24 protein-coding genes and 2 pseudogenes are annotated in these 26,106 nt (G+C 61.3%); all 26 read right to left on the bottom strand.

What is annotated here, in order from left to right; all coding sequences use genetic code 11:
- Positions 1–2 precede the first annotated feature (2 nt).
- The 26 genes and pseudogenes from ACODTO_RS05620 to fliF all read right to left on the bottom strand — a co-directional run bounded on the left by ACODTO_RS05620 (position 3) and on the right by fliF (position 26,104).
- A complete protein-coding gene (locus ACODTO_RS05620; RefSeq protein ID WP_024778677.1) occupies positions 3–743 on the bottom strand; it encodes a flagellar motor protein in 741 nt (246 codons plus the stop codon).
- Positions 743–1,873 (bottom strand): protein-glutamate methylesterase/protein-glutamine glutaminase, encoded by a 1,131-nt coding sequence (locus ACODTO_RS05615; RefSeq protein ID WP_489106071.1) that lies wholly within the window; start codon positions 1,871–1,873, stop codon positions 743–745. Before ACODTO_RS05615 ends, ACODTO_RS05620 begins: the two co-directional genes overlap by 1 nt.
- Before the next feature lie 48 nt (positions 1,874–1,921).
- A complete protein-coding gene (locus ACODTO_RS05610) occupies positions 1,922–4,195 on the bottom strand; it encodes a chemotaxis protein CheA (protein ID WP_175362439.1) in 2,274 nt (757 codons plus the stop codon).
- Positions 4,196–4,219: 24 nt separating this feature from the next.
- Positions 4,220–5,008, bottom strand: coding sequence for a protein phosphatase CheZ (locus ACODTO_RS05605; protein WP_139647203.1), 789 nt, complete (start codon positions 5,006–5,008; stop codon positions 4,220–4,222).
- An 18-nt stretch (positions 5,009–5,026) separates the two neighbouring features.
- Positions 5,027–5,398: a chemotaxis response regulator CheY gene (locus ACODTO_RS05600; protein ID WP_003183998.1), complete on the bottom strand. Its 372-nt coding sequence runs from the start codon at positions 5,396–5,398 to the stop codon at positions 5,027–5,029.
- Positions 5,399–5,564: 166 nt separating this feature from the next.
- Positions 5,565–6,308, bottom strand: coding sequence for an RNA polymerase sigma factor FliA (gene fliA / locus ACODTO_RS05595; RefSeq protein WP_024778673.1), 744 nt, complete (start codon positions 6,306–6,308; stop codon positions 5,565–5,567).
- Positions 6,305–7,135, bottom strand: coding sequence for a flagellar synthesis regulator FleN (gene fleN / locus ACODTO_RS05590; RefSeq protein ID WP_003184001.1), 831 nt, complete (start codon positions 7,133–7,135; stop codon positions 6,305–6,307). Before fleN ends, fliA begins: the two co-directional genes overlap by 4 nt.
- A gap of 115 nt (positions 7,136–7,250) precedes the next feature.
- Entirely contained in the window at positions 7,251–8,600 is a 1,350-nt protein-coding gene (flhF, locus tag ACODTO_RS05585; protein ID WP_139647204.1) for a flagellar biosynthesis GTPase FlhF, read from the bottom strand.
- A gap of 11 nt (positions 8,601–8,611) precedes the next feature.
- On the bottom strand, positions 8,612–10,741 hold the full coding sequence (gene flhA / locus ACODTO_RS05580; RefSeq protein ID WP_139647206.1) for a flagellar biosynthesis protein FlhA: 2,130 nt from the start codon (positions 10,739–10,741) through the stop codon (positions 8,612–8,614).
- Positions 10,742–10,988: 247 nt separating this feature from the next.
- On the bottom strand, positions 10,989–12,128 hold the full coding sequence (gene flhB / locus ACODTO_RS05575; RefSeq protein ID WP_139647208.1) for a flagellar biosynthesis protein FlhB: 1,140 nt from the start codon (positions 12,126–12,128) through the stop codon (positions 10,989–10,991).
- Positions 12,129–12,131: 3 nt separating this feature from the next.
- A pseudogene (gene fliR / locus ACODTO_RS05570) lies at positions 12,132–12,914 on the bottom strand (flagellar biosynthetic protein FliR).
- Between the two features lie 4 nt (positions 12,915–12,918).
- Positions 12,919–13,188: a flagellar biosynthesis protein FliQ gene (gene fliQ, locus ACODTO_RS05565; RefSeq protein ID WP_139647212.1), complete on the bottom strand. Its 270-nt coding sequence runs from the start codon at positions 13,186–13,188 to the stop codon at positions 12,919–12,921.
- A gap of 21 nt (positions 13,189–13,209) precedes the next feature.
- Positions 13,210–13,959: a flagellar type III secretion system pore protein FliP gene (gene fliP, locus ACODTO_RS05560; protein ID WP_139647214.1), complete on the bottom strand. Its 750-nt coding sequence runs from the start codon at positions 13,957–13,959 to the stop codon at positions 13,210–13,212.
- The gene (fliO, locus tag ACODTO_RS05555; protein ID WP_139647316.1) at positions 13,959–14,369 is read right to left on the bottom strand and encodes a flagellar biosynthetic protein FliO; all 411 of its coding nucleotides are present in this window, start codon (positions 14,367–14,369) and stop codon (positions 13,959–13,961) included. The genes fliP and fliO overlap by 1 nt, the downstream gene beginning before the upstream one ends.
- A gap of 27 nt (positions 14,370–14,396) precedes the next feature.
- Positions 14,397–14,855: a flagellar motor switch protein FliN gene (gene fliN / locus ACODTO_RS05550; RefSeq protein WP_041020352.1), complete on the bottom strand. Its 459-nt coding sequence runs from the start codon at positions 14,853–14,855 to the stop codon at positions 14,397–14,399.
- Between the two features lie 71 nt (positions 14,856–14,926).
- A complete protein-coding gene (fliM, locus tag ACODTO_RS05545) occupies positions 14,927–15,895 on the bottom strand; it encodes a flagellar motor switch protein FliM (RefSeq protein WP_003184019.1) in 969 nt (322 codons plus the stop codon).
- 9 nt (positions 15,896–15,904) lie between these two features.
- Entirely contained in the window at positions 15,905–16,408 is a 504-nt protein-coding gene (gene fliL / locus ACODTO_RS05540) for a flagellar basal body-associated protein FliL (protein WP_139647216.1), read from the bottom strand.
- A 203-nt stretch (positions 16,409–16,611) separates the two neighbouring features.
- Positions 16,612–17,982 carry a flagellar hook-length control protein FliK gene (locus ACODTO_RS05535; RefSeq protein ID WP_489106070.1) on the bottom strand — a complete coding sequence of 457 codons (1,371 nt, stop codon included), beginning with the start codon at positions 17,980–17,982 and terminating at the stop codon, positions 16,612–16,614.
- A 102-nt stretch (positions 17,983–18,084) separates the two neighbouring features.
- Positions 18,085–18,429, bottom strand: a complete 345-nt coding sequence (locus ACODTO_RS05530) for an Hpt domain-containing protein (RefSeq protein WP_139647220.1) — start codon at positions 18,427–18,429, stop codon at positions 18,085–18,087.
- A 31-nt stretch (positions 18,430–18,460) separates the two neighbouring features.
- On the bottom strand, positions 18,461–20,167 hold the full coding sequence (locus ACODTO_RS05525; RefSeq protein ID WP_489106069.1) for an ATP-binding SpoIIE family protein phosphatase: 1,707 nt from the start codon (positions 20,165–20,167) through the stop codon (positions 18,461–18,463).
- A 96-nt stretch (positions 20,168–20,263) separates the two neighbouring features.
- Positions 20,264–20,563 (bottom strand): annotated as a pseudogene (locus ACODTO_RS05520) (STAS domain-containing protein); the annotation flags it as partial.
- A 102-nt stretch (positions 20,564–20,665) separates the two neighbouring features.
- Entirely contained in the window at positions 20,666–21,115 is a 450-nt protein-coding gene (gene fliJ / locus ACODTO_RS05515; protein WP_041020347.1) for a flagellar export protein FliJ, read from the bottom strand.
- A 6-nt stretch (positions 21,116–21,121) separates the two neighbouring features.
- On the bottom strand, positions 21,122–22,480 hold the full coding sequence (fliI, locus tag ACODTO_RS05510) for a flagellar protein export ATPase FliI (RefSeq protein ID WP_041020346.1): 1,359 nt from the start codon (positions 22,478–22,480) through the stop codon (positions 21,122–21,124).
- The gene (fliH, locus tag ACODTO_RS05505; protein WP_139647226.1) at positions 22,470–23,300 is read right to left on the bottom strand and encodes a flagellar assembly protein FliH; all 831 of its coding nucleotides are present in this window, start codon (positions 23,298–23,300) and stop codon (positions 22,470–22,472) included. Before fliH ends, fliI begins: the two co-directional genes overlap by 11 nt.
- A gap of 7 nt (positions 23,301–23,307) precedes the next feature.
- Positions 23,308–24,327: a flagellar motor switch protein FliG gene (gene fliG / locus ACODTO_RS05500; protein ID WP_024778656.1), complete on the bottom strand. Its 1,020-nt coding sequence runs from the start codon at positions 24,325–24,327 to the stop codon at positions 23,308–23,310.
- Entirely contained in the window at positions 24,320–26,104 is a 1,785-nt protein-coding gene (gene fliF, locus ACODTO_RS05495) for a flagellar basal-body MS-ring/collar protein FliF (protein ID WP_139647229.1), read from the bottom strand. Before fliF ends, fliG begins: the two co-directional genes overlap by 8 nt.
- Between the last annotated feature and the right edge of the window lie 2 nt (positions 26,105–26,106).

Below are 26,106 nucleotides of genomic sequence, written 5' to 3'. Positions count from 1 at the left end.
CATTAGTCCATGAAGCCCTGGAGCTTCAATTCAATGGAGCGCGGGTTTTCACCTTCGGCGATCGACAGGATTCCTTCCAGCAACATTTCGCGATAACGCGACTGGCGCAAGGCGATGGACTTGAGTTTGGCGGCAATCGGCAACAACACCAGGTTGGCACTGGCCACGCCATAGATGGTGGCGACGAACGCCACGGCGATGCCGCTCCCCAGTTGCGAAGGGTCGGCCAGGTTGCCCATCACGTGGATCAGGCCCATTACCGCACCGATGATGCCGATGGTAGGTGCATAACCACCCATGCTTTCGAAGACCTTGGCCGCTTCGATGTCGCGGCTTTCCTGAGTGTAGAAATCCACTTCCAGGATGCTGCGGATGGCTTCCGGCTCGGCGCCGTCCACCAGCAATTGCAGGCCTTTTCGCGAGTAGTTGTCAGGTTCGGCATCGGCCACCCCTTCCAGACCGAGCAAGCCTTCCTTGCGGGCGGTCAGGCTCCAGTTCACCACGCGATCGATACCGCCGGCCAGGTCGACCCGCGGTGGAAACAGAATCCAGACCAGTACCTGTATGGCGCGTTTGAACGCACTCATGGGCGATTGCAACAGCGCTGCGCCAATGGTGCCACCGAGCACGATCAGCGCCGCAGGGCCATTGGCCAAGGCTCCGAGATGACCGCCTTCCAGATAGTTGCCACCAATGATGGCGACGAACGCCATGATGATACCGATCAGGCTGAGGACATCCATTACAGGCACGCCTCGACCAGGTACTTACCAATGTCGTCCAGCCCGTACACCGCGTCGGCCAGGTCCGCTTTGACAATCGCCATCGGCATGCCATAGATCACGCAACTGGCTTCGTCCTGGGCCCAGATCGCACTGCCGCCCTGCTTGAGCAGGCGGGCGCCTTCGCGACCGTCGGCGCCCATGCCGGTCAACACCACCGCCAGAACTTTGTCACCGTAGGACTTGGCTGCGGAACCGAAGGTAATGTCCACACAGGGCTTGTAGTTCAGGCGCTCGTCGCCCGGCAGGATTTTCACCGCGCCACGACCGTCGACCATCATCTGCTTGCCACCCGGAGCGAGCAGCGCCAGACCCGGACGCAGGATATCGCCATCCTCGGCTTCCTTGACGCTGATGCGGCACAGCTTGTCCAGGCGTTCGGCGAAGGCCTTGGTAAAGGCTGCCGGCATGTGCTGGATCAACACGATTGGAGCCGGGAAGTTGGCCGGCAACTGGGTCAGCACCCGTTGCAGCGCCACCGGACCACCCGTGGATGTGCCGATGGCAACCAGCTTGTAGGCCTTGCGCTTGGGGGCCGGCGACGACGCACTGGCCGGTGCCGAACGTGCAGGCGCAGGGGCCGGGGCACTGCGTACCGGGGGCGGGTTGAAACTGGCGGACGATGGCGCAGGGCTCGGCGCAGCCACAGGCGCAGCCACAGGAGCCGGTGGCGTGTAGGCACTCACGCGGCGGTTGCTGCGGGAAATGCTGTGGACCTTCTCGCACAGCAACTGCCGGACCTTGTCGGGGTTGCGCGAGATGTCTTCGAAGTTCTTCGGCAGGAAATCCACCGCCCCGGCATCCAGCGCGTCGAGGGTGACACGGGCGCCTTCGTGGGTCAGGGACGAGAACATCAATACCGGAGTCGGGCAGCGCTGCATGATATGCCGCACAGCCGTGATGCCATCCATCATTGGCATCTCATAGTCCATGGTGATCACATCCGGCTTGAGTGCCAGGGCCTGATCGATTGCCTCTTTGCCATTGGTCGCGGTACCGACGACCTGAATCGTCGTGTCCGCCGAGAGAATTTCCGAGACGCGGCGGCGGAAGAACCCCGAATCGTCCACCACCAGGACTTTAACTACCATAAACACTCCGTTAGACGAGGCGTGGCGCTGGGCCACGCCCCTCCAGAATCAAATACGCCGCGCGGCGTAACGCTTGAGCATGCTCGGTACATCGAGGATCAGCGCGATGCGGCCGTCGCCGGTGATGGTGGCGCCGGACATGCCCGGGGTGCCCTGGAGCATCTTGCCCAACGGCTTGATGACCACTTCTTCCTGGCCCACGAGCTGGTCGACAACGAAGCCGATCCGCTGGGTGCCCACCGAAAGGATCACCACGTGGCCCTCGCCCTGCTCCACATGCGCCGCGGAGCTGACCAGCCAGCGCTTGAGGTAGAACAACGGCAGTGCCTTGTCCCGCACGATCACCACTTCCTGGCCGTCGACCACATTGGTGCGCGACAGGTCGAGGTGGAAGATCTCGTTGACGTTGACCAGCGGGAAAGCGAACGCCTGGTTGCCCAGCATCACCATCAGGGTCGGCATGATCGCCAGGGTCAGCGGGACCTTGATGAGGATCTTCGAGCCCGAGCCTTTGACCGAGTGGATGTTAATGGAACCGTTGAGCTGGGAAATCTTGGTTTTCACCACGTCCATCCCCACGCCACGACCCGACACGTCGGAAATCTCGGTCTTGGTCGAGAAGCCGGGGGCGAAGATCAGGTTGTAGCACTCGGTGTCGCTCAGGCGGTCGGCGGCGTCCTTGTCCATCACGCCGCGTTTGACGGCGATGGCGCGCAGCACCTCGGGGTCCATGCCTTTGCCGTCGTCGGAGATCGACAGCAGGATGTGGTCGCCCTCCTGCTCGGCGGCCAGGATCACCTTGCCGCTACGAACCTTGCCTGCGGCTTCGCGCTCTTCCGGCGACTCGATACCATGGTCGACCGCGTTGCGCACCAAGTGGACCAGCGGGTCTGCCAGGGCCTCGACAAGGTTCTTGTCGAGGTCGGTTTCTTCACCCACCAGTTCCAGGTTGATTTCTTTCTTGAGCTGGCGAGCCAGGTCACGTACCAGACGCGGGAAGCGCCCGAAGACTTTCTTGATCGGTTGCATCCGGGTCTTCATGACCGCGGTCTGCAGATCGGCCGTGACCACGTCGAGGTTCGACACGGCCTTGGACATGGCTTCGTCCTGGCTATTGAGGCCCAGGCGCACCAGACGGTTACGCACCAGCACCAGTTCACCGACCATGTTCATGATCTCGTCCAGGCGCGCGGTGTCGACCCGAACGGTGGTCTCGGCTTCACTGGTCGGTTTTTCCGCCGGTGCAGACGCCGACGCGGCCGGTGCACGGGCAGGTGCAGGCGCGGCGGCAGCTGCTGGCTTGGGTGCGGGAGCAGGTGTCTCGGCCTTGGACTCCGGCGCCTTGGCGGCGGGTTTTGGCGCGGCCTTGGCGGCCGGCGCGGCAGTTGGCGCAGCAGAGGCCGCGCCGACTTCGCTGAACTTGCCTTTGCCGTGCAGATCGTCGAGCAGGGACTCGAACTCCTGATCGGTGATCAGGTCGCTACCGGCCGCGGCCGCAGCAGGCTTGCTCGGAGCCGGCGAAGAGGCAATGGCCGACTCCAGGGCGTCAACGGCAAAAGTACCCTTGCCATGCAACTGGTCGAGCAAGGCTTCGAATTCATCGTCGGTAATATCTGAGCTGTCGCCCGCGGCTTTCGGCGCAGCAGGAGCTGTCGGCGGGACGACCGCATCGACGGCGAACTGGCCCTTGCCATGGAGTTGATCGAGCAGCGACTCGAACTCCGCATCGGTGATTTCATCGCTGGCCGCACCCGCATCGGCGGGCGCGGCAGCTACAGGAGCCTGGGCCTGAGCTTCGGCCTTGACGGCACTCAGGGAGTCCAGCAACTGTTCGAATTCGTTATCGGTAATATCGCCCGATTCCTCGGCGACTGGCTCCTCGACAACGGGTTCTTCAACCACGGTTTCGACCGGAGCGGCTTCGTCTGCCGATTGCGGCTCGGCCAGGCGCGACAGCGCGGCGAGCAACTCTGGAGTAGCAGCGGTAATCGGCGAACGATCACGCACCTCGCTGAACATGCTGTTGACCGCATCCAGCGCTTCAAGCACCACGTCCATCAATTCCGAATCCACGCGACGCTCACCCTTACGCAGGATGTCGAACACGTTCTCGGCAATGTGGCAGCACTCCACCAGCTCGTTGAGCTGAAGGAAGCCGGCGCCTCCTTTTACAGTGTGGAAACCGCGAAAGATTGCATTGAGCAGATCCGCATCATCCGGTCGGCTTTCCAGCTCGACCAATTGCTCGGAGAGTTGCTCTAGAATCTCGCCGGCCTCAACCAGGAAATCCTGAAGGATCTCTTCATCGGCGCCGAAGCTCATTAATGGGGTGCTCCTAAAACAGGGCTAAAATCCAAGGCTGGACAGCAAATCGTCCACATCGTCCTGACCGGACATAACGTCTTCTCTTTTATCGGCATGAATTTGCGGACCTTCACCCTGAGAGAGATGTTTTTGTGGATCTTTTTCAGCAAGCATCGCCTCACGGTCGTGTTCGATGCCCGCAAAGCGGTCGACCTGGCTGGCCATCAACACCAGTTTGAGCAGATTGCTTTCGACTTCGGTAACCAATTGGGTGACGCGCTTGATCACCTGCCCGGTCAGGTCCTGATAGTCCTGAGCCAGCAGAATATCGTTGAGGTTGCTTGCGACCGCGCGGTTATCGGCGCTGCTGCGTGTCAGAAAACCGTCAACCCGACGAGCCAGGTCCCGGAATTCTTCCGCCCCGACCTCACGACGCATGAAACGGCCCCAGTCGGCGCTCAAGGCCTGGGCTTCGTCGCCCAGGCCATTGACCAGCGGCGTCGCGCTTTCCACCAGATCCATGGTGCGATTGGCGGCGGCCTCGGTCAGCTTGACCACGTAAGACAGCCGCTCGGTCGCATCAGTAATCTGCGAGACCTCTTCGGCCTGAGGCATGTTCGGATCGATCTGGAAATTGACGATCGCGCTGTGCAATTCACGGGTGAGCTTGCCGACTTCCTGGTACAGACCACGATCCCGGGTCTGATTGAGCTCGTGGATCATCTGGACTGCATCGCCGAAACGACCTTTTTCAAGGCTTTCGACCAGTTCGCGGGCATGTTTTTTAAGGGTCGATTCGAAATCGCCCATTGAAGCTTCGTTATTCTCCATAGCTCCCCCGTGGCGCCGTTAACCGATGCGTTCGAAGATCTTTTCGATCTTTTCTTTCAACGCCTGGGCCGTGAAGGGTTTGACCACATAGCCGTTCACGCCGGCTTGGGCCGCTTCGATGATCTGCTCGCGCTTGGCTTCGGCGGTGACCATCAGCACCGGGAGGTGCTTGAGTTTTTCATCGGCGCGCACATGGCGCAGCAAATCGATACCGGTCATGCCAGGCATGTTCCAGTCAGTCACCAGAAAGTCGATGCTCCCGCTGTTGAGAACCGGGATGGCAGTAGTGCCATCGTCGGCCTCGACCGTGTTGGTGAACCCAAGGTCACGCAACAGGTTTTTTATGATCCGCCGCATCGTTGAAAAGTCATCAACAATGAGGATTTTCATGTTCTTGTCCAATTCGACCTCCAAGCAGTCTTAAACGCGTGCAGCACCTGAACGCGCCATTTCAATCAATCCGGTACAGCATTCGACAACGGCCCGGGACACAACGGATCGAGACTGCGCAACACGTGCCACGCAAACCCTGCTCGCAACCTCCCCGCACCGATTGTCAGCGCGCTCGCCACTCCCCCAAACGCCCCCGCAAACGGGCGGCGCACTGGCTGTGTAACTGACTGACCCGCGATTCGCTGACCCCCAGGACTTCACCGATTTCCTTGAGGTTCAGCTCTTCGTCGTAGTACAGCGCCAAGACCAGTCGCTCACGCTCCGGCAAATTGGCAATCGCATCGGCCAGCGCGCTCTGGAAACGTTCGTCTTCCAGATCACGCGCAGGCTCCATGTGAGTACTCGCGCCATCCTCGTGCAGCCCTTCATGATCGCCGTCCTGTAACAGGTCGTCGAAACTGAACAGGCGGCTGCCCAAGGTATCGTTCAAAATCCCGTAATAATCATCGAGACTCAACTGGAGTTCGGCCGCAACCTCATGATCTTTAGCGTCTCGCCCGGTTTTCGCTTCGATAGCGCGAATGGCGTCACTGACCATGCGGGTATTACGGTGCACCGAACGGGGTGCCCAGTCGCCCTTGCGGACTTCGTCGAGCATCGCGCCACGAATGCGAATGCCGGCGTACGTCTCGAAACTGGCGCCCTTGCTCGCGTCGTATTTGTTCGCCACTTCGAGCAGGCCGATCATGCCCGCCTGGATCAGGTCTTCAACCTGGACACTGGCCGGCAACCGCGCCAGCAAGTGATAGGCGATGCGCTTGACCAGGGGCGCGTAACGCTCGATCAACTCGTACTGGGCGTCCCGTGCCGATTTTTTGTAGAGGTGGTTGTAACCGCTGGCTGTCATAACACGGGCCCTGCTGTTTGTTGCACGAGACGCTCGACGAAAAACTCCAGATGCCCACGAGGGTTGGCCGGCAATGGCCAGGTATCGACCTTCTGGGCGATCGCCTTGAATGCCAGCGCGCATTTGGAACGGGGGAAAGCTTCATAGACGGCACGTTGCTTCTGGACAGCCTTGCGCACGCTCTCGTCGTACGGCACGGCGCCGACGTATTGCAGGGCAACGTCCAGGAAGCGATCGGTGACCTTGGTCAATTTGGCGAACAGGTTGCGCCCTTCCTGCGGGCTCTGGGCCATGTTGGCCAGGACGCGGAAGCGGTTCATGCCGTAGTCACGGTTCAAGAGCTTGATCAGGGCATAGGCGTCGGTGATGGAGGTGGGCTCGTCGCAGACCACCAGCAGCACTTCCTGGGCGGCACGCACGAAGCTGACGACCGAATCACCGATACCCGCCGCCGTGTCGATCACCAGCACATCGAGGTTGTCGCCAATGTCGCTGAATGCCTGGATGAGACCGGCGTGCTGAGCCGGGGTCAGATGAACCATGCTCTGGGTGCCGGAGGCGGCCGGCACGATACGAATCCCGCCCGGCCCCTGCAACAACACATCACGCAGTTCGCAGCGGCCTTCGATCACGTCCGCCAGCGTGCGTTTGGGTGTGAGCCCCAGCAGCACGTCCACGTTCGCCAGGCCCAGGTCGGCGTCCAGCAGCATGACCCGTCGGCCAAGCTCTGCCAGAGCCAGGGACAAGTTCACTGACACGTTAGTCTTGCCGACGCCACCTTTGCCGCCGGTCACCGCGATCACCTGTACGGGATGCATGCTGCCCATGTTCGTTCTTTACCTGTCTTACTTAGACGGAGGCCACATTACTGGCTGCGCGTTCACATACGGAACATTGCCTGGCAGACCATCGATGTAGGTACAAAAAATATTCATGATTACCTCAGCCAACCTGCTTGGTCGGGCTGTGGTAGATATCAGCGAACATATCAGCCATGGCTTCTTCGCTGGGTTCGTCCTGCATTTGCACACTCACGGCACGGCTGACCAGTTGGTGGCGACGCGGCAGATGCAAATCATCCGGGATCCGCGGTCCATCCGTCAGGTACGCCACCGGCAGATCGTGACCGATCGCCAGGCTCAAGACCTCGCCCAGGCTTGCCGTTTCGTCCAGCTTGGTCAGGATGCAACCGGCCAATCCGCAGCGTTTGTAGCTGTGGTAGGCGGCGGTTAGAACCTGTTTCTGGCTGGTGGTTGCCAACACGAGATAATTTTTTGACTTGATGCCACGCCCGGCCAGGCTTTCAAGCTGCATGCGCAGGGCTGGATCGCTGGCTTGCAGGCCTGCGGTATCGATCAGCACGACGCGTTTGCGCAACAGAGGCTCCAGCGCCTGGGCCAGGGATTGACCCGGATCCACATGGGTCACCGACACGTTGAGAATCCGGCCCAGGGTCTTGAGTTGCTCCTGGGCGCCGATACGGAAGCTGTCCATGCTGACCAGGGCAATGCTCTGGGCGCCGTACTTGAGTACATAGCGGGCGGCGAGCTTGGCCAGGGTGGTGGTCTTGCCCATGCCGGCCGGGCCGACCATGGCAATCACCCCGCCCTCTTCCAACGGCTCGACTTCCGGCGTGGCGATCATCCGCGCCAGATGCGCCAGCAACATGCGCCAGGCCTGGCGAGGCTCGTGGATATCGTTGATCAGCGCCAGCAGGTCGCGGGCCAGCGGGCCGGACAGGCCGATGCGTTGCAGACGGCGCCACAGATTGGCCTGGGCCGGACGGCTGCCTTGCAGTTGGTTCCAGGCCAGGGAGCCGAGCTGGACTTCCATCAGTTCGCGCAGGCTGTTGAGTTCGAAACGCATCGAGTCCAGCGCACGCGGGTCGATACCGGCAGCCGGTGCGGCAGGAGCCGGCGCCGGACGACGCGGCTCGGCCGGGGTCGGCTCGATCAGCGGTTCGGCAGCGGTCAGCGGCAGGCCTGCGGTCAATGGCTGACCGGCAAACAATTGACGATTGGTGCCCGCGACAGCCTCGCCTTCGCTGCTGCGCAGGCTCAATTCGGCCTGGGCGCTGGCAATGCGCGATTGGGTCTTGCGCAGCTCATCCTCAAGTTCCATGTTCGGAACCCGCGGGGCCAGCGCAGACAGCTTGTAGTCCAGGGCCGCCGTCAGCTCGACACCACCGGCGATCCGGCGGTTGCCGATGATGGCTGCTTCGGCGCCCAGCTCGTCACGGACCAGTTTCATGGCCTGACGCATATCGGCGGCGAAAAAACGCTTCACTTGCATAACCCACTACCTCAGCCGTTGGGCCCTACTGTCGCAACAATGGTCACTTGCTTGTTGTCCGGTATTTCCTGGTACGCCAGCACATGCAGCCCCGGGACCGCGAGGCGACCGAATCGCGAAAGCATCGCACGAATCGGACCCGCCACCAGTAAGATCACCGGTTGGCCTTGCATCTCTTGCCGCTGGGCTGCCTCGATCAACGAACGTTGCAGCTTCTCGGCCATGCTCGGCTCCAGCAGAACACCCTCTTCCGAGCCTTGTCCTGCCTTCTGAAGACTATTGAGCAATATCTGTTCCAACCTTGGCTCCAGCGTGATCACAGGCAGCTCCGACTCAGTGCCTACAATGCTTTGGACGATTGCACGGGATACGCCGACCCGCACCGCGGCCACCATGGCGGCGGTATCTTGACTCTTGGAAGCGTTGTTGGCGATGGCTTCGGCAATACTGCGGATGTCGCGTACCGGCACCTGTTCGGCCAGCAGCGCTTGCAAAATCTTGAGCAACTGCGACAACGAAACCACGCCCGGCACCAGCTCTTCGGCCAGTTTCGGCGAGCCCTTGGCCAGCACCTGCAGCAGTTGCTGGACTTCTTCGTGGCCGATCAGCTCGCTGGAGTGCTTGTACAAAATCTGGTTCAAATGGGTCGCAACTACCGTACTGGCGTCCACCACGGTGTAACCGAGGGACTGGGCCTGGGCCCGCTGACTGATTTCAATCCACACCGCTTCCAGGCCAAAAGCTGGATCCTTGGCGGTAATGCCGTTGAGCGAACCATAGACCTGACCCGGGTTGATCGCCAGTTCGCGATCCGGATAGATCTCGGCTTCGGCCAGGATCACCCCCATCAGCGTCAGGCGATAGGCGCTAGGCGCCAGGTCGAGGTTGTCGCGGATATGCACGGTGGGCATCAGGAAGCCCAGGTCCTGGGACAGCTTCTTGCGCACGCCCTTGATCCGCGCCAACAGTTGGCCGCCCTGGTTACGATCCACCAACGGAATCAGACGATAGCCGACTTCCAGGCCAATCATGTCGATAGGAGTCACGTCGTCCCAGCCCAGCTCTTTGGTCTCCAGGGCACGGGCCGGCGATGGCAGCAGTTCCTGCTGGCGCTTGACCTCTTGCAATGCCTGGACCTTCTGCGCGTTCTGCTTCTTCCAGAACAGATAGGCGCCGCCTGCCGCTACCGCCGCCATGCTCAGGAAGGAAATGTGCGGCATCCCCGGGACCAGGCCCATCACCGCCATCAGCCCAGCAGCCACGGCGAGGGCCTTGGGCGATGCGAACATCTGCCGGCCGATCTGCTTGCCCATGTCTTCGGAGCCCGAAGCACGGGTCACCATGATTGCCGCAGCTGTGGATAACAACAGTGATGGCAATTGCGCCACCAAACCGTCACCGATGGTCAGCAAGGCGTAAACCTTGCCTGCGTCACCGAAACTCATCTGATGCTGGAGGATACCGACGGCAATGCCGCCGATCAGGTTGATGAACAGGATCAGCAGGCCGGCGATGGCGTCACCTCGCACGAACTTGCTCGCACCGTCCATGGAGCCGTAGAACTCGGCCTCCTGGGCCACTTCCAGACGACGGAGCTTGGCCTGGCTCTGATCGATCAGGCCGGCATTGAGGTCGGCGTCGATTGCCATTTGCTTACCGGGCATGGCGTCGAGGGTGAAACGCGCGCTCACCTCGGAAATACGCCCGGCACCCTTGGTGACCACCACGAAGTTGATGATCATCAAAATGGCGAAGACCACGATACCGACCACGTAGTTGCCGCCGATCACCACCTCACCGAAGGCCTGGATCACCTTACCGGCGGCGGCGTGGCCTTCCTGGCCGTGGAGCATGACCACGCGGGTGGACGCCACGTTCAGCGCCAGACGCAGGAGCGTAGCCACCAGCAAAATGGTCGGAAACACGGCGAAGTCCAGCGGGCGCAGGGCATACACGCACACCAGCAGCACCACGATCGACAAGGCGATGTTGAACGTGAAGAACACGTCCAGCAGGAACGGGGGCACCGGCAGCATCATCATGGCGAGCATGACCAGCAGCAACAGCGGCACGCCCAGATTGCCCCGGCTGAGGTCTACGACGTTGCTGCGCGCGGTGCTGAGTAACTGAGAGCGATCCACCAAAATTCCCCGTTCCTGTGAAGCAAACTTTTGACGCCCGAAACAGGCGCAGACGGGGTATTGCAAGAAGCCTTCCAACTTTTGCCAGACCTGGAAATACAAGCCCGGGAGCAGAAATAAGGACCCTGTGGGAGCGAGCCTGCTCGCGATAGCGGGAGTTCAGCGATGACGGAATTGACTGAAAGGCCGCTATCGCGAGCAGGCTCGCTCCCACAGGTTCTGTCACCAGCAGGACCTGGCGCACACCTTATTCTGGATCGCGGCGCAGATCCGGCGGGATCGGCAGGTCCTTGAGCGGATCGGGACGCTTGCCCTTGCCGGCGCGGTGCTGGCGGATCTGGTAGACATAGGCAAGCACCTGGGCCACCGCCAGATACAGCCCTCCAGGAATCTCCTGGTCGAGTTCGGTGGAGTAATAGATCGACCGCGCCAGGGCGGGTGACTCCAGCAGCATCACTTCATTGGCCACGGCAATCTCTCGGATCTTCAGCGCCAGGAAATCACTGCCCTTGGCCAGCAACACCGGAGCGTTGCCTTTGTCCGGGTCGTACTTGAGCGCCACGGCGTAGTGGGTCGGGTTGGTGATGACCACATCGGCCGTCGGGATCGCCGCCATCATCCGCCGCTGGGACACCTCATGTTGCAACTGGCGAATCCGCTGCTTGACCTCCGGCTTGCCCTCCTGCTCCTTGTACTCGTCGCGAACCTCCTGCTTGGTCATCATCAGCTTCTGCTTGCTCTGATAGAGCTGGATCGGCACATCGATGGCTGCGATCAGGATCAGCCCGCAAGCCATCCACAAGGTGCTCCACCCCACCAATTGCACGCTGTGCATGATGGCCTGCTCCAACGGTTCATGGGCGATGCGCAGCACATCGTCAATGTCCGAATACAACACCGCCAAAGCCACGGACAGGACCAGCAAAAATTTCCCGAAGGCCTTGAGCAGCTCCATCAGGGCCGAAGGGGAAAACATGCGCTTGAGGCCCGCCAACGGATTCATCCGACTGAACTTGGGGGCCAGACTGCCCGCTGCGAACAACCATCCCCCCAGGGAAATCGGGCCAAGGAAAGCCGCCAGCAGCAAAAAGATCAGGACCGGCTGTACCGCCATGATCGCGATCTTGCCCGAGTGCAACAGGTACTGCGCCATGGCGCCCGGACTGAGCAGCACCTCACGGGGCAGGGAGAAATTCAGGCGCATGATTTCCAGCAGGTCCAGGGCCAATCCACCGCCATAGATCAGCAGCCCGCCAGCGCCCGCCAGCATCACCACAAGGGTATTGAGCTCCTTGGAGCGCGCGATCTCGCCCTTCTCCCGGGATTCGCGCCTGCGCTTGTCCGTGGGGTCTTCTGTCTTGTCCTGGCCACTCTCGCTCTCGGCCATGGTTCAGCGCGCCTGTGCCATGTCGCGTAGCAGCTGCAAGGCCTGGGTAGCCAGCGGCTGGTACTGATTGAGGATATCCCCCAGGCTGACCCAGAAAATCACCATGCCCAGCACAAGGGTCAGCGGAAAGCCGATGGAAAAAATGTTCAGCTGCGGCGCCGCCCGGGTCATCACGCCAAATGCAATGTTGACCACCAGCAATGCCGTGATCGCAGGCAGCACCAACACCATCGCCGCCCCCAGGACCCAGCCCAGCTTGCCGGCAACCTCCCAGAAATGATTGACCAGCAGCGCACTGCCCACCGGCATCGTGGTGAAACTCTCGGTCAGCACCTCGAATACCACCAGGTGTCCGTTCATGGCGAGAAACAGCAGCGTCACCAGCATTGTCAGGAACTGACCGATCACCGCCGTGTTCACGCCGTTCGTGGGGTCGATCATGGACGCGAAAGCCATGCCCATCTGGATCGAAATGATTTGCCCGGCCACCACGAACGCCTGGAAGAACAGTTGCAGCTAAAATCCCATCAAGGTGCCGATGAGGATCTGCTCGGCCACCAGCATCAATGCACTGAGGTCCAGGGCATGAACCGGCGGCATCGGTGGCAACCCGGGTGCGATGACCACCGTGATTGCCAGGGCGAAATACAGGCGCACCCGCCTCGGCACCAGGGTCGTACCGAAGACCGGCATGCTCATCAACACGGCAGTGACGCGAAACAACGGCAAGACGAAAGCCGCTACCCAGGAGCCGATCTGGGTGTCTGTCAGCGCGAGCATCGACATCGGGTCAGCCGATCAACTGCGGAATACTGCCGTACAGCCGCAGGATGTATTCCATGAAGGTCTGCACCAGCCAGGGCCCGGAGACGATCAGCGTGACCAGCATGACCAGCAGGCGCGGCAGGAAGCTCAGGGTTTGTTCGTTGATCTGGGTGGCGGCCTGGAACATTGCCACCAGCAGGCCCACCAGCAGGCTGGGAATCACCAGGATGGCGACCATCACGGTCGTCAACCAGAGCGCCTCGCGGAACAGGTCTACCGCTACTTCAGGAGTCATATCGCCCTACCTGCAAATGGTCTAAACACCGCCAAAACTGCCCGCCAGGGTGCCGATGATCAACGCCCAGCCATCCACCAGGACGAACAGCATGATCTTGAACGGCAGCGAAATGATCAGCGGCGACAGCATCATCATACCCATCGCCATGAGCACGCTGGCGACCACCAGGTCGATGATCAGGAACGGGATGAAAATCATGAAACCGATCTGGAATGCAGTTTTCAGTTCGGAGGTCACGAACGCCGGCACCAGGATGGTCAGCGGTGCCTGATCGGCACTGGGGATGTCGGTGCGCTTGGACAGGCGCATGAACAGCTCCAGGTCGCTGCTGCGGGTCTGGGCCAGCATGAAGTCCTTGATCGGCACTTCAGCCTTGGCCACGGCGTCCTGGGCGGTGATCTTTTCCGCCAGGTAAGGTTGCAGCGCATCCTGGTTCACCCGGTCGAACACCGGCGCCATGATGAACATGGTCAGGAACAGCGCCATGCCGGTGAGGATCTGGTTCGACGGCGTCTGCTGCAAGCCCAGGGCCTGGCGCAGGATCGAAAAGACGATGATGATCCGGGTGAAACTGGTCATCAACATGACGAACGCCGGGATGAAACTCAGCGCGGTCATGATCAGCAGAATCTGCAGGCTGACCGAATATTCCTGGGCCCCTTGGGCATTGGTACCGAGGGTGATGGCCGGAATCGACAGCGGATCGGCGGCGAACGCCAACGGCGCGGCCACCATCAAGGCCAACGCCAACAGAATGCGCAACGGCATTACTTCTTATCCTTCTGGTCTTTACCCAGCAGTTCCATGAGGCGCTGGGCAAACTCGGGGGTCGCCTGGTCGGTGGCAGGCACCTGCACCGGCTCCTTGAGGACATGCAAGGCAGTAATGGTGCCCGGACTCAGGCCCAGCAGGATCTGCTCGTTACCGACCTGCACCAGCACCAGCCGATCCCGCGGGCCGAGCGCACGGGAGCCAACGATGTCGATGACCTGGCCCTTGCCAGTAGGGCCCGCCTGCTGCACGCGCCGCAGCAGCCAGGCCAGCAGGAAGATCACCCCTAGCACCAGCAACAGGCCGAGCACCAACTGCGCCAATTGACCGGCCAGGCCACTGCCGGCCGTCGACACAGCGGCCGCGGTGCTCGCGGGCTCGGCCGCCATGACACTGAATGGCAACATCAGGGCGGTAGCGAAAAGACCTTTCACTCAGCGCAGCTTCTTGATGCGTTCGCTCGGGCTGATCACGTCCGTCAGGCGAATGCCGAACTTCTCGTTGACCACCACCACTTCGCCATGGGCGATCAGGGTGCCGTTGACCAGTACGTCCAGCGGTTCACCCGCCAGGCGATCCAGCTCGATCACCGAACCCTGGTTGAGTTGCAGCAGGTTGCGGATGTTGATGTCGGTGCTCCCCACTTCCATGGAAATCGACACGGGGATGTCGAGAATCACGTCCAGGTTCGGCCCGTCCAGCGTTACCTGCTCATTGCTTTTCGGCACGCTGCCAAACTCTTCCATTTGCAGGCGATTGGACGCATGAGCACCGGTGTCCGCAGCCAGCAAGGCGTCGATGTCGTCCTGTCCGGTTTCACCGGCTTCTTCCAGGGCGGCAGCCCATTCGTCAGCCAGCGACTGGTCGTCCTGGTTGTTCATATCATTAGCCATCATTTGTCCTCGGCGGGCAAAAATCAGTTGAAAACGTAAATTCAGCTACAAACTACAGCGTTCGACCTTGCTCAACGTCGTTCGATCGGCTCGATCACCTGCAACGCCAGGTTGCCTTTGTGAGAGCCCATCTTGACCTTGAAGGCCGGTACGCCATTGGCACGCATGATCATGTCTTCCGGCATTTCGACCGGAATGATGTCCCCCGGCTGCATGTGCAGGATGTCCCGCAGGCGCAATTGGCGCCGGGCAACCGTCGCACCGATCGGCACGTCGACATCCAGCACGTCCTGGCGCAAGGCGTTGATCCAGCGCTCGTCCTGATCGTCGAGATCGGATTGGAAACCGGCGTCGAGCATTTCGCGCACCGGCTCGATCATCGAGTACGGCATGGTCACGTGCAGGTCCCCGCCGCCGCCATCGAGCTCGATGTGGAAGGTCGATACCACGATGGCTTCGCTCGGACCGACGATGTTGGCCATGGCCGGGTTCACTTCCGAGTTGATGTACTCGAAGTTCACTTCCATGATCGCCTGCCAGGCTTCCTTCAGGTCGACGAAAGCCTGCTCCAGCACCATGCGCACGACCCGCAGCTCGGTCGGGGTGAACTCTCGACCCTCGATCTTGGCGTGACGACCGTCACCGCCGAAGAAGTTGTCCACCAGCTTGAATACCAGCTTGGCATCGAGGATGAACAACGCGGTGCCGCGCAACGGCTTGATCTTCACCAGGTTGAGGCTGGTGGGCACATACAGCGAGTGCACGTATTCCCCGAACTTCATCACCTGCACACCACCGACCGCCACATCGGCCGAACGACGCAGCATGTTGAACATGCTGATGCGGGTGTAACGGGCGAAACGTTCGTTGATCATTTCCAGGGTCGGCATGCGTCCGCGAACGATGCGATCCTGGCTGGTCAGGTCGTAGCTTTTGACGCTGCCCGGTTCAGCAGCGTTTTCGGTCTGCACCAGGCCGTCGTCGACACCATGCAACAACGCGTCGATTTCGTCCTGGGACAACAGGTCCTGCACGGCCATGGCGGGTTCCTACTGCAATACGAAGTTAGTGAAGAGCAACTGTTCGATCACCACTTTGCCGAGCTCCTTCTGCGCCACTTCCTGCACGCTGGCCGTGGCTTTCTGACGGAGCATTTCCTGGCCGACGGGAGTGGCGAGGGTGTCGAAATTCTGTCCGGAGAACAGCATCACCAGATTGTTGCGGATCAGCGGCATGTGCACCCGCAGCGCTTCCAGATCAGCCTGGTTGCGCCCCAGCAAGGTGATGCTGACCTGCATGTAGCGTTGACGGCCATTTTGGGTGTAGTTGGCGACGAAGGCCGGTGCCATGGGCTCGAAAATCGCCGGCTGCTTGCCCACCGGCGTAGCTTCGACCGCCGCCGCAGGCTTGCTTTGAGCGCTGTGCATGAAATACCAGGTCGCCCCCACGGACACACCGATCGCCAGGAGCAAACCCACAACGATCAGGATGATCATCTTGAGCTTGCCTTTGGTTGCGGGGTCTTTTACAGCTGCTGCTTCGCTCTTCGCCATGCCAATAATCCGTCACTAATCGGGGGGTTTACGGTTGCATGGCAAGGCAGGAGCAAGTGTTATGCCAGAAATAATTTGCGACACCCGAAAACAACTGTGGGAGCGAGCCTGCTCGCGATGGCGGTGTGTCAGTCGACTCATGTTCAACTGATCCACCGCCTTCGCGAGCAGGCTCGCTCCCACAAGGTGTGTGATGTGCCCGGTCAGGCGTAGTAATCGACCGCGCTGGTACCGATGACGCTGGTGGTGGTGGCCGCCACCTCAGCGACACTGGCCGGCAGATGCTCGTCTGCCGAATCCACTCGCCCGCCGGAAGAAGACGTCCGTCCGGTCTGGGCCTGCTGCTGCGCCTGCTGGTTCTGGTTCTGTGAGCCACGGGACTGATCGGACACGTTGACATCGACCTGCCCCATGCCCTGCTGGGCGAAACTGTCCCGCAGGCGATGCAACTGGCCTTCGAGGGCTTCGCGAACGCCGGAGTGGGCACTCATGAAGGTCACCTGGGTCTGTTGATCCGGCATCATGTTTACCCGGATGTCCAGCCGCCCGAGTTCGGCGGGCTGCAACTGGATGTCGGCCGCCTTGAGATTGGCGCTCGACAGGTACATCACCCGGTTGACCACTTCTTCGGTCCAGCCATTCTGATTCATGGCGATGGGTTGGTTGACCGGCACCGCATTGGCGGTCTTGGGCGTAGCGGCCTGGGTGAGGGCCGCCAGGCGGTTGGCGAAATCATCCACGCGGGTGTCACTGGAAGCCGCGCCCAGATCCTTGAGCCCCTCGCCGATCAGACCACTGAATGCCTTTTCCCCACCCTGGCTGCCAGGGCCGGTACTGTTCTGGTCGGCTTGCACGGTGAGCATGCTCGCCATGCCGGCGGCGAACGTCTGGGCCGAGGTCGGCTCACCGTCGAGCGGAACCGGGGCAGTGGTCTTGGCCTGGCTGGTGGCGGAAACGTGGCCGCCCTGCTCCATCGCCAGTCGCAACGCCGGCATGGCGTCGAGCGGATCGGCCTCGGGGTCGAACTTCGGATCCGCCGGCGGCGCGGCCTGGGCTACCGGTGCCAGTGGCACGACCGGGGTCGCCACCGCAGCGACTACTTGCGGAACAGTCGCGGGGTCCACCACAGGGGTGGGCGCCACATCGACTTGAACCGCAGGCACAGCCGCGTCCGGCGGCACCATCGGGTCGACGACAGGATCGGCAGGGGTCGCGTCCGCTACCGGGGTCTCGGTTTCGCTGTCGGCATCGGCGTCATTGTCTGCCGTGTCATCGGCCTTGACCGGCTTGTCGGCGGGCAAGGGTTTGCCGCTATCGGCAACGGTCGGCTCCGGGGCGGCAGCCGTTTCATCGCTGGCGTCCTTTTTGACGCTGCTGTCGGGCGTCTTGTCGCGCACCGGCTTCATCGCAGGCTCAGGGGCCGACGAGGATTTGACAGGGGCTTGCTGGGCGAAGACCTGCGCGAAGCTGGAGGCTCTATTACCAAGGTCCGGAGCCGCTGCCGGCGGATTGACGGCGGTCTGCGGCTTGGCCTGGGTAGTGGCCTGAAGCAGTGTATTGGGCGTAACGGGCATAAAAAGGTCTCCGCTGCACTGAAATCATAGGTACAGTCGAGACTGGACAATGCAAGGGGCGGGCCAACGTCTGGAAAGAGGCGATGCCTGGCAGGTCAACACTCAGCAGTGAAAGCCTTCGCGCTCTTCCCTGCAAAGATTTCGGACATGGGCAAATTCGCTGTCGATTTCGCTGACCAGTTTCTCGATGCCACCCAGGGAGGGCTGTTTGGCACGCTGTTCCAGCTCACCGCACAGTTCGGCCAGGCGGATGGCCCCCATGTTGCTGCTGCTGCCTTTGAAGCTGTGGGCGGTGGCGCTCAGTTTTTCGGCGTCGCGGGCCTCATGCAGCACACGCAGGCGCGCTTCGGAGTCGTTGAGAAACGTATCCAGCAGCTCCAGATACCCCTCCTCCATGACTTCTTTCAACGTGCTGAGCACGTCGCGGTCCAGATGAATCTCGTTCACTTGTTCGCTCCCTGATCAAGAGTGGCGCGGATTATGCCAGAGCCTCCCAGAAAAACTCCACGCGGACACTACGACCATCGTCTGACCAACAGGCCTGGTGACTCAACTGACGCACCAGGCTAACACCACGTCCCGACAACCGATCACGGTCCAGCGGCCGAGCCATGACACGGGCGACATCGAAGCCCTCACCGCTGTCTTCGACCTCGATCACCAGGCGACCACCATCGCCGTGAGGCGTGACATGCAAGTGTACCCGAATGTGACCGGCATCCAGTTCATCCAGCCGGGTACTGCGCTCCATGTAATAGCGCGCAAAGCCCGACGCGTCGCGCTTGATGCTCGAATCGAGCCCCAGTACCCCATGCTCCAGGGCATTGGAATAGAGCTCCGAAAGTACGCTGTAAAGCGCGCCACTCTGAGCCCTGAGCCCATGCACTTCAAGCAGCAATTGCAGCAGGTACGGCATCGGGTTGAAGCGCTTGAGCGTCTGGGCCCGAAACTCGAAACTCACCGACCAGTCCAGCGGGCTGGACTGGCCGCTATCGGAATAGACAGGTGGCGGCGGGTTGAGTTGCGTCGGCGCGACCATCCGCACTTCGACCATGCTGAAATCGTCGCGGGCCTCCCCGCGAAAGTCCCGCAGGGCCTGCTGGATATCTTCGAAAAGACAATCGGGCTCGCGGTTGGCGGCAAACACCTGCTGCAAGCGCTCCACACCGAACAACTGGTCATCGTCATTGCTGGTGTCGATCACACCGTCGGACAACAGGAACACCCGGTCACCCACCGCCATGGGATGCACTTCGGTACGATCATCGAATAGTTGAGGCGTGAGCACACCCAAGGGCAAGTGTCTTGCTGGCAGCGGCGTGCGCACGCCCGTGAGACCGTCATGCAAGTACCCGTCGGGCATGCCGCCATTCCAGATTTCCACCGTGCAACGCTGGAAGCCCAGGCAGAGCAGTGTCGCGCAACAGAACATGTCCACCGGCAGGATACGTTTGAGCTTGGCGTTCATTTCGCGCAGGATCTGCGCCAGGCCATAGCCTTTGGCGGTCATCCCGTAGAACACTTCCGCCAGCGGCATCGCACCGACCGCCGCCGGCAGACCGTGTCCGGTGAAATCCCCCAGCAGGACGTGCATGTCACCGGCCGGATTGAACGCGGCGAGCAGCAGATCGCCGTTGAACAGGGCATAGGGCGATTGCAGGTAACGGATATTCGGCGCGCTCAGGCAGCCGGAATGGGCGATCTTGTCGAACACGGCCTTGGCGACCCGCTGCTCGTTGAGCAGGTAATCGTGATGGCGGGAAATCTGGTCGCGTTGCTCCACAACCGTGGCCTGCAACCGACGCAAGCGGTCCATGGCCTTGATCTTGGCGGCCAGGATCACCTGGTTGTAGGGTTTGGCCAGGAAATCGTCACCGCCGGCCTCCAGGCAACGGGCCAAGCCTTCGCTTTCAGTCAACGACGTGAGGAAAATGATCGGCACCAGCTGGTCGCCGGCCAACTGCTTGATCTTTTGCGCTGCCTCGAATCCGTCCATGATCGGCATCATTGCATCCATCAGCACCAGGTGCGGATGTTGCTCCGTATAGATTTCGACCGCCTCGGCACCATCGGCTGCGGTGAGCACGTGATGGCCCTGACGGCGGACAATGGTCGACAACAGCAGTCGGTCAGCGGCACTGTCTTCGGCAATCAGGATCGTCAGCGATTCCAGATCGGACAACATGGCTGTCGATCAGGCTTTGCCCGGATGGAACTTGTCTTGATGGGCGTGTCCTGCATGCGACTTGTCTTTCTCCGACCTGTCGTCTTTCGGGCCGTCGATATCGAACAGCTTGTCGAAATTGGATATCGCGAGAATCTTGCGCACGTCCGCGCCGCAGTTGGTGACATTCACGTCGGCGTCTTCGCCACCGGCATGATCACGGAGCAAGAGCAGCATGCCCAGCGCAGAGCTGTCGAGGTAGGTGGTGTCCTTCAGGTCCACGACGTAGGTTTCAGGCTTGCGGTTGAGCTTTTCGTAGGACTCGCGAAATTCCTGATGCCGTCCGAAATCGAATCGACCCTTGATCGAAATCGTCAGCTTCTTCCCATCATCGGATACTTCGGTAACGACTGACATAGTTGGCTTCCCTGTCATGGACATACGTGTACAAGGTTTAGCATCTGGTAAAGGACTGAGCAAGGTTTTGGCTCATCCAACCGACAAAATCCCGACTTCACCTCAGAACGAATCCTGGCGTGGCAGGCGCTGGGATAATTCATCCAGCAGTTTTTGCTCGCGCTTATCCTCCAGTTGCCTCGCCTCATCGATATAGCGCTGCACCAGTTTACGCAGTCCCTCTACCCGGGCAAAGGCTTCTTGCCAGCTCTGACGCGCCTTCTCCAGATTGTTCTGGTGCCAGACCAGGCTCTGGCGCTGCTGGTCGATGGCGGTACCCAACTGCGCAAGGAAGCCCTGGTAACCCAACAGCCACTGGCCGGAAACGCCATGGCTGCCGCGAGCGATCCATTGTTCCTGGTATTCGAGGCGGAAATTCTCGAGGTCCGCCAGCTTGCTTTCAGCGACGGCCACCTGCCCCTGGAAATAGGCCAGGCGCTGGACAGCGGTTTTTTCGGCCTTTTCGGCCATGTCCACCACCGGCGCCAGGCGTGCCGCACGACTCGTGGCCACGGCCGATTACCCGCCGGCGACCGGGGCGAAGATGGTTTGCAGGTGCGCTTCGCTGGCGCCCATGCCGATATTGTCGTTCAGGCTCTGGCGCAGGTAGACGGCCATCGCCGGATAGAGATTGATCGCGGTATCGGTTTCACGGTCGCCGCCAGGAACATAGGCGCCGACGCTGATCAGATCGCGGCTTTGCTGGTAGCGCGACCAGTATTGCTTGAACTGCTGGGCACGCTTCATGTGCTCGGCACTGATGACCGATGGCATGACCCGGCTGATGGACGCTTCGATGTCGATGGCCGGGTAATGACCTTCTTCGGCCAGCCGCCGCGATAGCACGATATGACCATCGAGCACGCCCCGCGCCGAGTCGGCGATGGGGTCTTGCTGATCGTCGCCTTCGGACAGCACGGTGTAGAACGCCGTGATCGACCCGCCGCCCTTCTCGGCGTTGCCGGCGCGCTCCACCAGCTTCGGCAGCTTGGCAAACACGGAAGGCGGATAGCCCTTGGTCGCAGGCGGCTCACCGATCGCCAGGGCGATCTCCCGCTGGGCCTGGGCAAAACGGGTCAGAGAGTCCATCAACAACAGGACATTCTTGCCCTTGTCGCGGAAATACTCAGCGATGCGGGTGCAGTACATGGCGGCCCGCAAGCGCATCAATGGCGCATCATCCGCCGGCGATGCCACCACGACAGAACGCTTGAGGCCTTCTTCACCGAGGATGTGCTCGATGAACTCCTTCACCTCGCGACCCCGTTCGCCAATCAGCCCCACCACGATGATGTCGGCTTCGGTGAAGCGGGTCATCATGCCCAACAACACACTCTTACCCACACCAGTACCGGCGAACAGGCCCAGGCGCTGGCCGCGTCCGACCGTCAACAAACCGTTGATGCAGCGAATGCCCACATCCAGCGGTACGCTGATGGGGTCGCGCTTGAGGGGGTTGATGGTCGGGCCATCCATCGGCACCCAGTCTTCGGCCTTCATCCCGCCCTTGCCATCCAGGGCCCGCCCGGCCCCGTCCAGCACCCGCCCGAGCATGCTCATGCCCATGGGCAAGCGACCGGTATCGGCCAGTGGGACCACCCGTGCGCCAGGGGCGATGCCAGCCACACTGCCCACCGGCATCAGGAATACCTTGCTACCGGAGAAGCCCATGACCTCGGCCTCGACCTGCACCGGGTGGTAACTGTCATCGTTGATCACCAGGCAGCGACTGCCCATGGCGGCGCGCAGGCCCTCGGCTTCGAGGGTCAGGCCGACCATGCGCAACAGGCGCCCTTCGAGAATCGGCTGGCCGGCCAGCTCGGTGGCCTCGGCGTAGCTGCCCAGGCGCTTGCCGAAGCTGGTCCGTTCAAGACGCATCGCGGCCGTCCGGCTCAGCAGCAATCAACTCGGCACCATCCGGGTCGATGGGCGAAACGGCTGGGGGTTCGTCCGGCAACTCCAGGCTCATATCGGCAACGGCCGGGTGCAGGGCCTGCTCATGCAGTTGGTCGAACAGCTTGGCCATGATCTGGCTGATGCGGGTTTCGACGGTCGCATCGATGCGGCTGTGTTCGGTTTCCACACGGCAACCGCCCGGCAACAAGGCTTCGTCTTCGACGATGCGCCAGGTTTCCTCATGGCGCTCGCGCAGGGCTTTGACCAGCTCGAAATCCTGGGGATTGATGTACAGCCGCACATTGCCCACGCCCAACGGCAAGAGCTTGAGGGCCTCACGCATGACGTGTTCGATCTGGCTCGAATCGATGGCCAGCTCACGCTGGATGACCTGCCTGGCGATGTGTTGCACCAGCCCCACCAGGGATTTTTCAATCTGGGTGTCCTGTTCGGCGATGGGATCGAACAGGTTGAGCATCAGCGATTCCAATGCTCGCAACTTGGCCGTCAAGGCCACGTCAGCTTCCTGACGGACCTTGAGCATGGTGCTATGGAAGCCTTCCTTTTCGCCGATGGCAAAGCCTTCGTTGTAGGCCTCCTGGCGAATACCTTCGACTTCCTCGAGGGTCAGTGGCTGGACTTCCTCCAGCGGCACCTCTTCCATCTCCGGCAGTTCTTCCACGGGCTCCGGCTCAGGCTCGGGCACGTGGGGATCGAAACTGGGCAGCGACCAGACGTCGAAGCCACCGACATCCCGGGCGCGGATCAGGTCGCTGGGTGAATCATCACTCTTGGCAGACATAACGACCTTAGATCATCTCTTCGCCGCCCTTGCCACCGAGCACGATCTCTCCGGCTTCGGCCATGCGGCGGGCGATGGTGAGGATTTCCTTCTGCGCGGTTTCCACGTCGCTGACGCGCACCGGGCCCTTGGCCTCGAGGTCGTCGCGCAACAGTTCGGCCGCCCGTTTGGACATGTTCTTGAAGATCTTCTCCTTGACGCCTTCGTCCGATCCCTTGAGTGCCAGGACCAGTACGTCGGAGGACACTTCGCGCAACAGCGCCTGGATGCCACGGTCGTCGACATCGGCCAGGTTGTTGAACACGAACATGAGGTCTTCGATCTGACCGGACAGGTCTTCGTCGAACTCGCGGATCGAGTCCATCAATTGACCTTCGATCGAACTGTCGAGGAAGTTCATGATGTCCGCCGCGCGCTTGATGCCACCCAGGGTGGTACGCGAGGCGTTGGAGTTGCCCGAGAACTGCTTCTCGAGAATCTGGTTCAATTCTTTCAGGGCCGCCGGCTGCACGGTGTTGAGCGAAGACACCCGCAAGATGATGTCCAAGCGCACCTTGTGGTCGAAGTTGCCCAGCACTTCACCGGCCTGGTCCGGGTCGAGGTAAGCCACCACGATTGCCTGGATCTGCGGGTGCTCGTAACGGATCACGTCGGCTACTGCCCGCGGCTCCATCCACTTGAGGCTGTCCAGGCCGCTGGTGTTGCCACCCAACAGGATCCGATCGATCAGGCCGTTGGCCTTGTCCTCGCCCAGGGCCTGGGTGAGCATCTTGCGCACGTAATCGTCGGAACCCACGCCCAGGCTGGTCTGATCGCCAACGATGTCGACGAACTCGCTCATCACCTGCTCGACCTGCTCGCGGTGCACGTTCCCCATCTGGGCCATGGCCACGCCCACACGCTGGACCTCCTTGGGCCCCATGTGGCGCAACACCTGGGCAGCGTCGGTCGAGCCCAGGGACAGCAGCAGAATCGCGGCTTTGTCGACCCGGGACAATTTGGCAACAGCGGCTCGATTATCACTCATCTGCGTTGATCCACTCTTTCACGACCTGGGCCACACGACCCGGGTCTTCTGCCACCAGACTCTTGATGGCGTTCAACTGAGCGTCATAGCCTTCGCTCGGGCTTGGCAGCAGAATGCTCTGCGGCCCGCCGAGGCTGACGCGATCGTTAGCCAATTCGCCATCCAGGCCGCCCATGCCTCCCAACTCAACATCGCCCAAGCCGGCCAACTGCCTGTTCTTGCCGCCATTGGTAATGTTGTTGAGCACCGGACGCAGCACGCCGAATACCAGCACCAGGATGAACACTACGCCCAATACCTGCTTGACCACATCCCAGAACCAGGGTTGCGAATAAAACGGAATATCGGCGATGACTTCACCACGCTCCGAGGAGAACGGCACGTTGATCACACTGACGCTGTCGCCACGGCTGGCGTCGAAACCGACAGCGTCCTGGACCAGGCGAGTGAAGCGCGCCAATTCGTCGGCGCTCCATGGCGCACGACTGGTTTCGCCGTTGGCCGGGTTGACCTTGACCTGGTCGTCCACCACCACCGCAACCGACAGGCGTGTCAAACGGCCCTGCTGTTGCTTGGTGTGGCTGATGGAGCGGTCGAGCTCGAAGTTCTTGGTCGATTGTTGACGCTTGTCGGCCGGGTACGGCGCCAGCATCGGTTGGCCGGTGGCCGGGTCCATGATCTGCTGGCCGTTGGCGTCCACCAGCGGCTGGCCTGGCTGTATCATGCCGGCGGCAGCAGTGGAACCACCGGTGGTTTGCGGCGCGCTGGCCGGCGACGGCGGCTGGTTGCTCAGGGCGCCGGGCACGCCTTGCGGGCCGTTGCTGGCGGTGCGCTGCTCGTTCACCGACTGCTCGCTGCGCAACGCCGGTTGATCGGGGTTGAACTGCTCGGACGTCGACTCGACCGCGCTGAAATCCACGTCTGCCGAAACTTCAGCCTTGTAGCGGTCGTTACCCAGGATCGGTTGCAGGATGTTGTGCACCCGTTGGGTCAGCATGCCTTCCATGCGACGGCTGTAATCGAACTGCTTGCCGGCCATCGTCAGTTCGGAGTTTTCCGCCTGGTCAGACAGCAAGGTGCCCTTCTGGTCGACCACGGTGATCTGGGACTTGCTCAACTCGGGAACGCTGGTCGCCACCAGATTGACGATGGCGAGGACCTGGCCTGGCTCCAGGGAGCGGCCTGGGTACAGTTCAACCAGGACCGACGCGCTTGGCTTGCGCTCGTCGCGCACGAACACCGAGCTTTTCGGAATCGCCAGGTGCACACGGGCGCCCTTGACGTTGTTCAGGCTGGAGATCGTACGTGCCAGCTCGCCTTCCAGGCCGCGACGATAACGGGTCGCTTCCATGAACTGGCTGGTGCCCAGGCCCTGGTCCTTGTCGAGGATTTCGAAACCGATGTTGCCATCGGTCGGCGTCACGCCGGCGGCGGCCAACTTCAGGCGCGCACGCGACACGTCGTCGGCCTTGACCAGCAACGCGCCGGAGTTCGGCTCGACGGTATAGGGAATGTCGGCGGAAGCCAGGGTTTCCATGACTTGCTTGGCGTCCATGCCCGCCAGGCTGCCGTACAGGGGACGGTAGTCTGGCTGCTGGGACCACAGCACCACGGCGAAACCAATCGCCACGCTGGCAGCCAGGCCGACCAACAGGCCCACCTGACGCAACATGGTCATCTCGGAGAGGTTTTCCAGGAAAGACAGCCCGAACAGCGGCGGTTTGCCGTCTGGTGGGGTGGCCTTGGCTGGAACGTTATCTACGGCTGCTTCTGCCATGA

The sequence above is a fragment of the Pseudomonas sp. FG13 genome (assembly GCF_057809755.1).
This window is presented reverse-complemented; position numbering and strand designations above follow the sequence as displayed.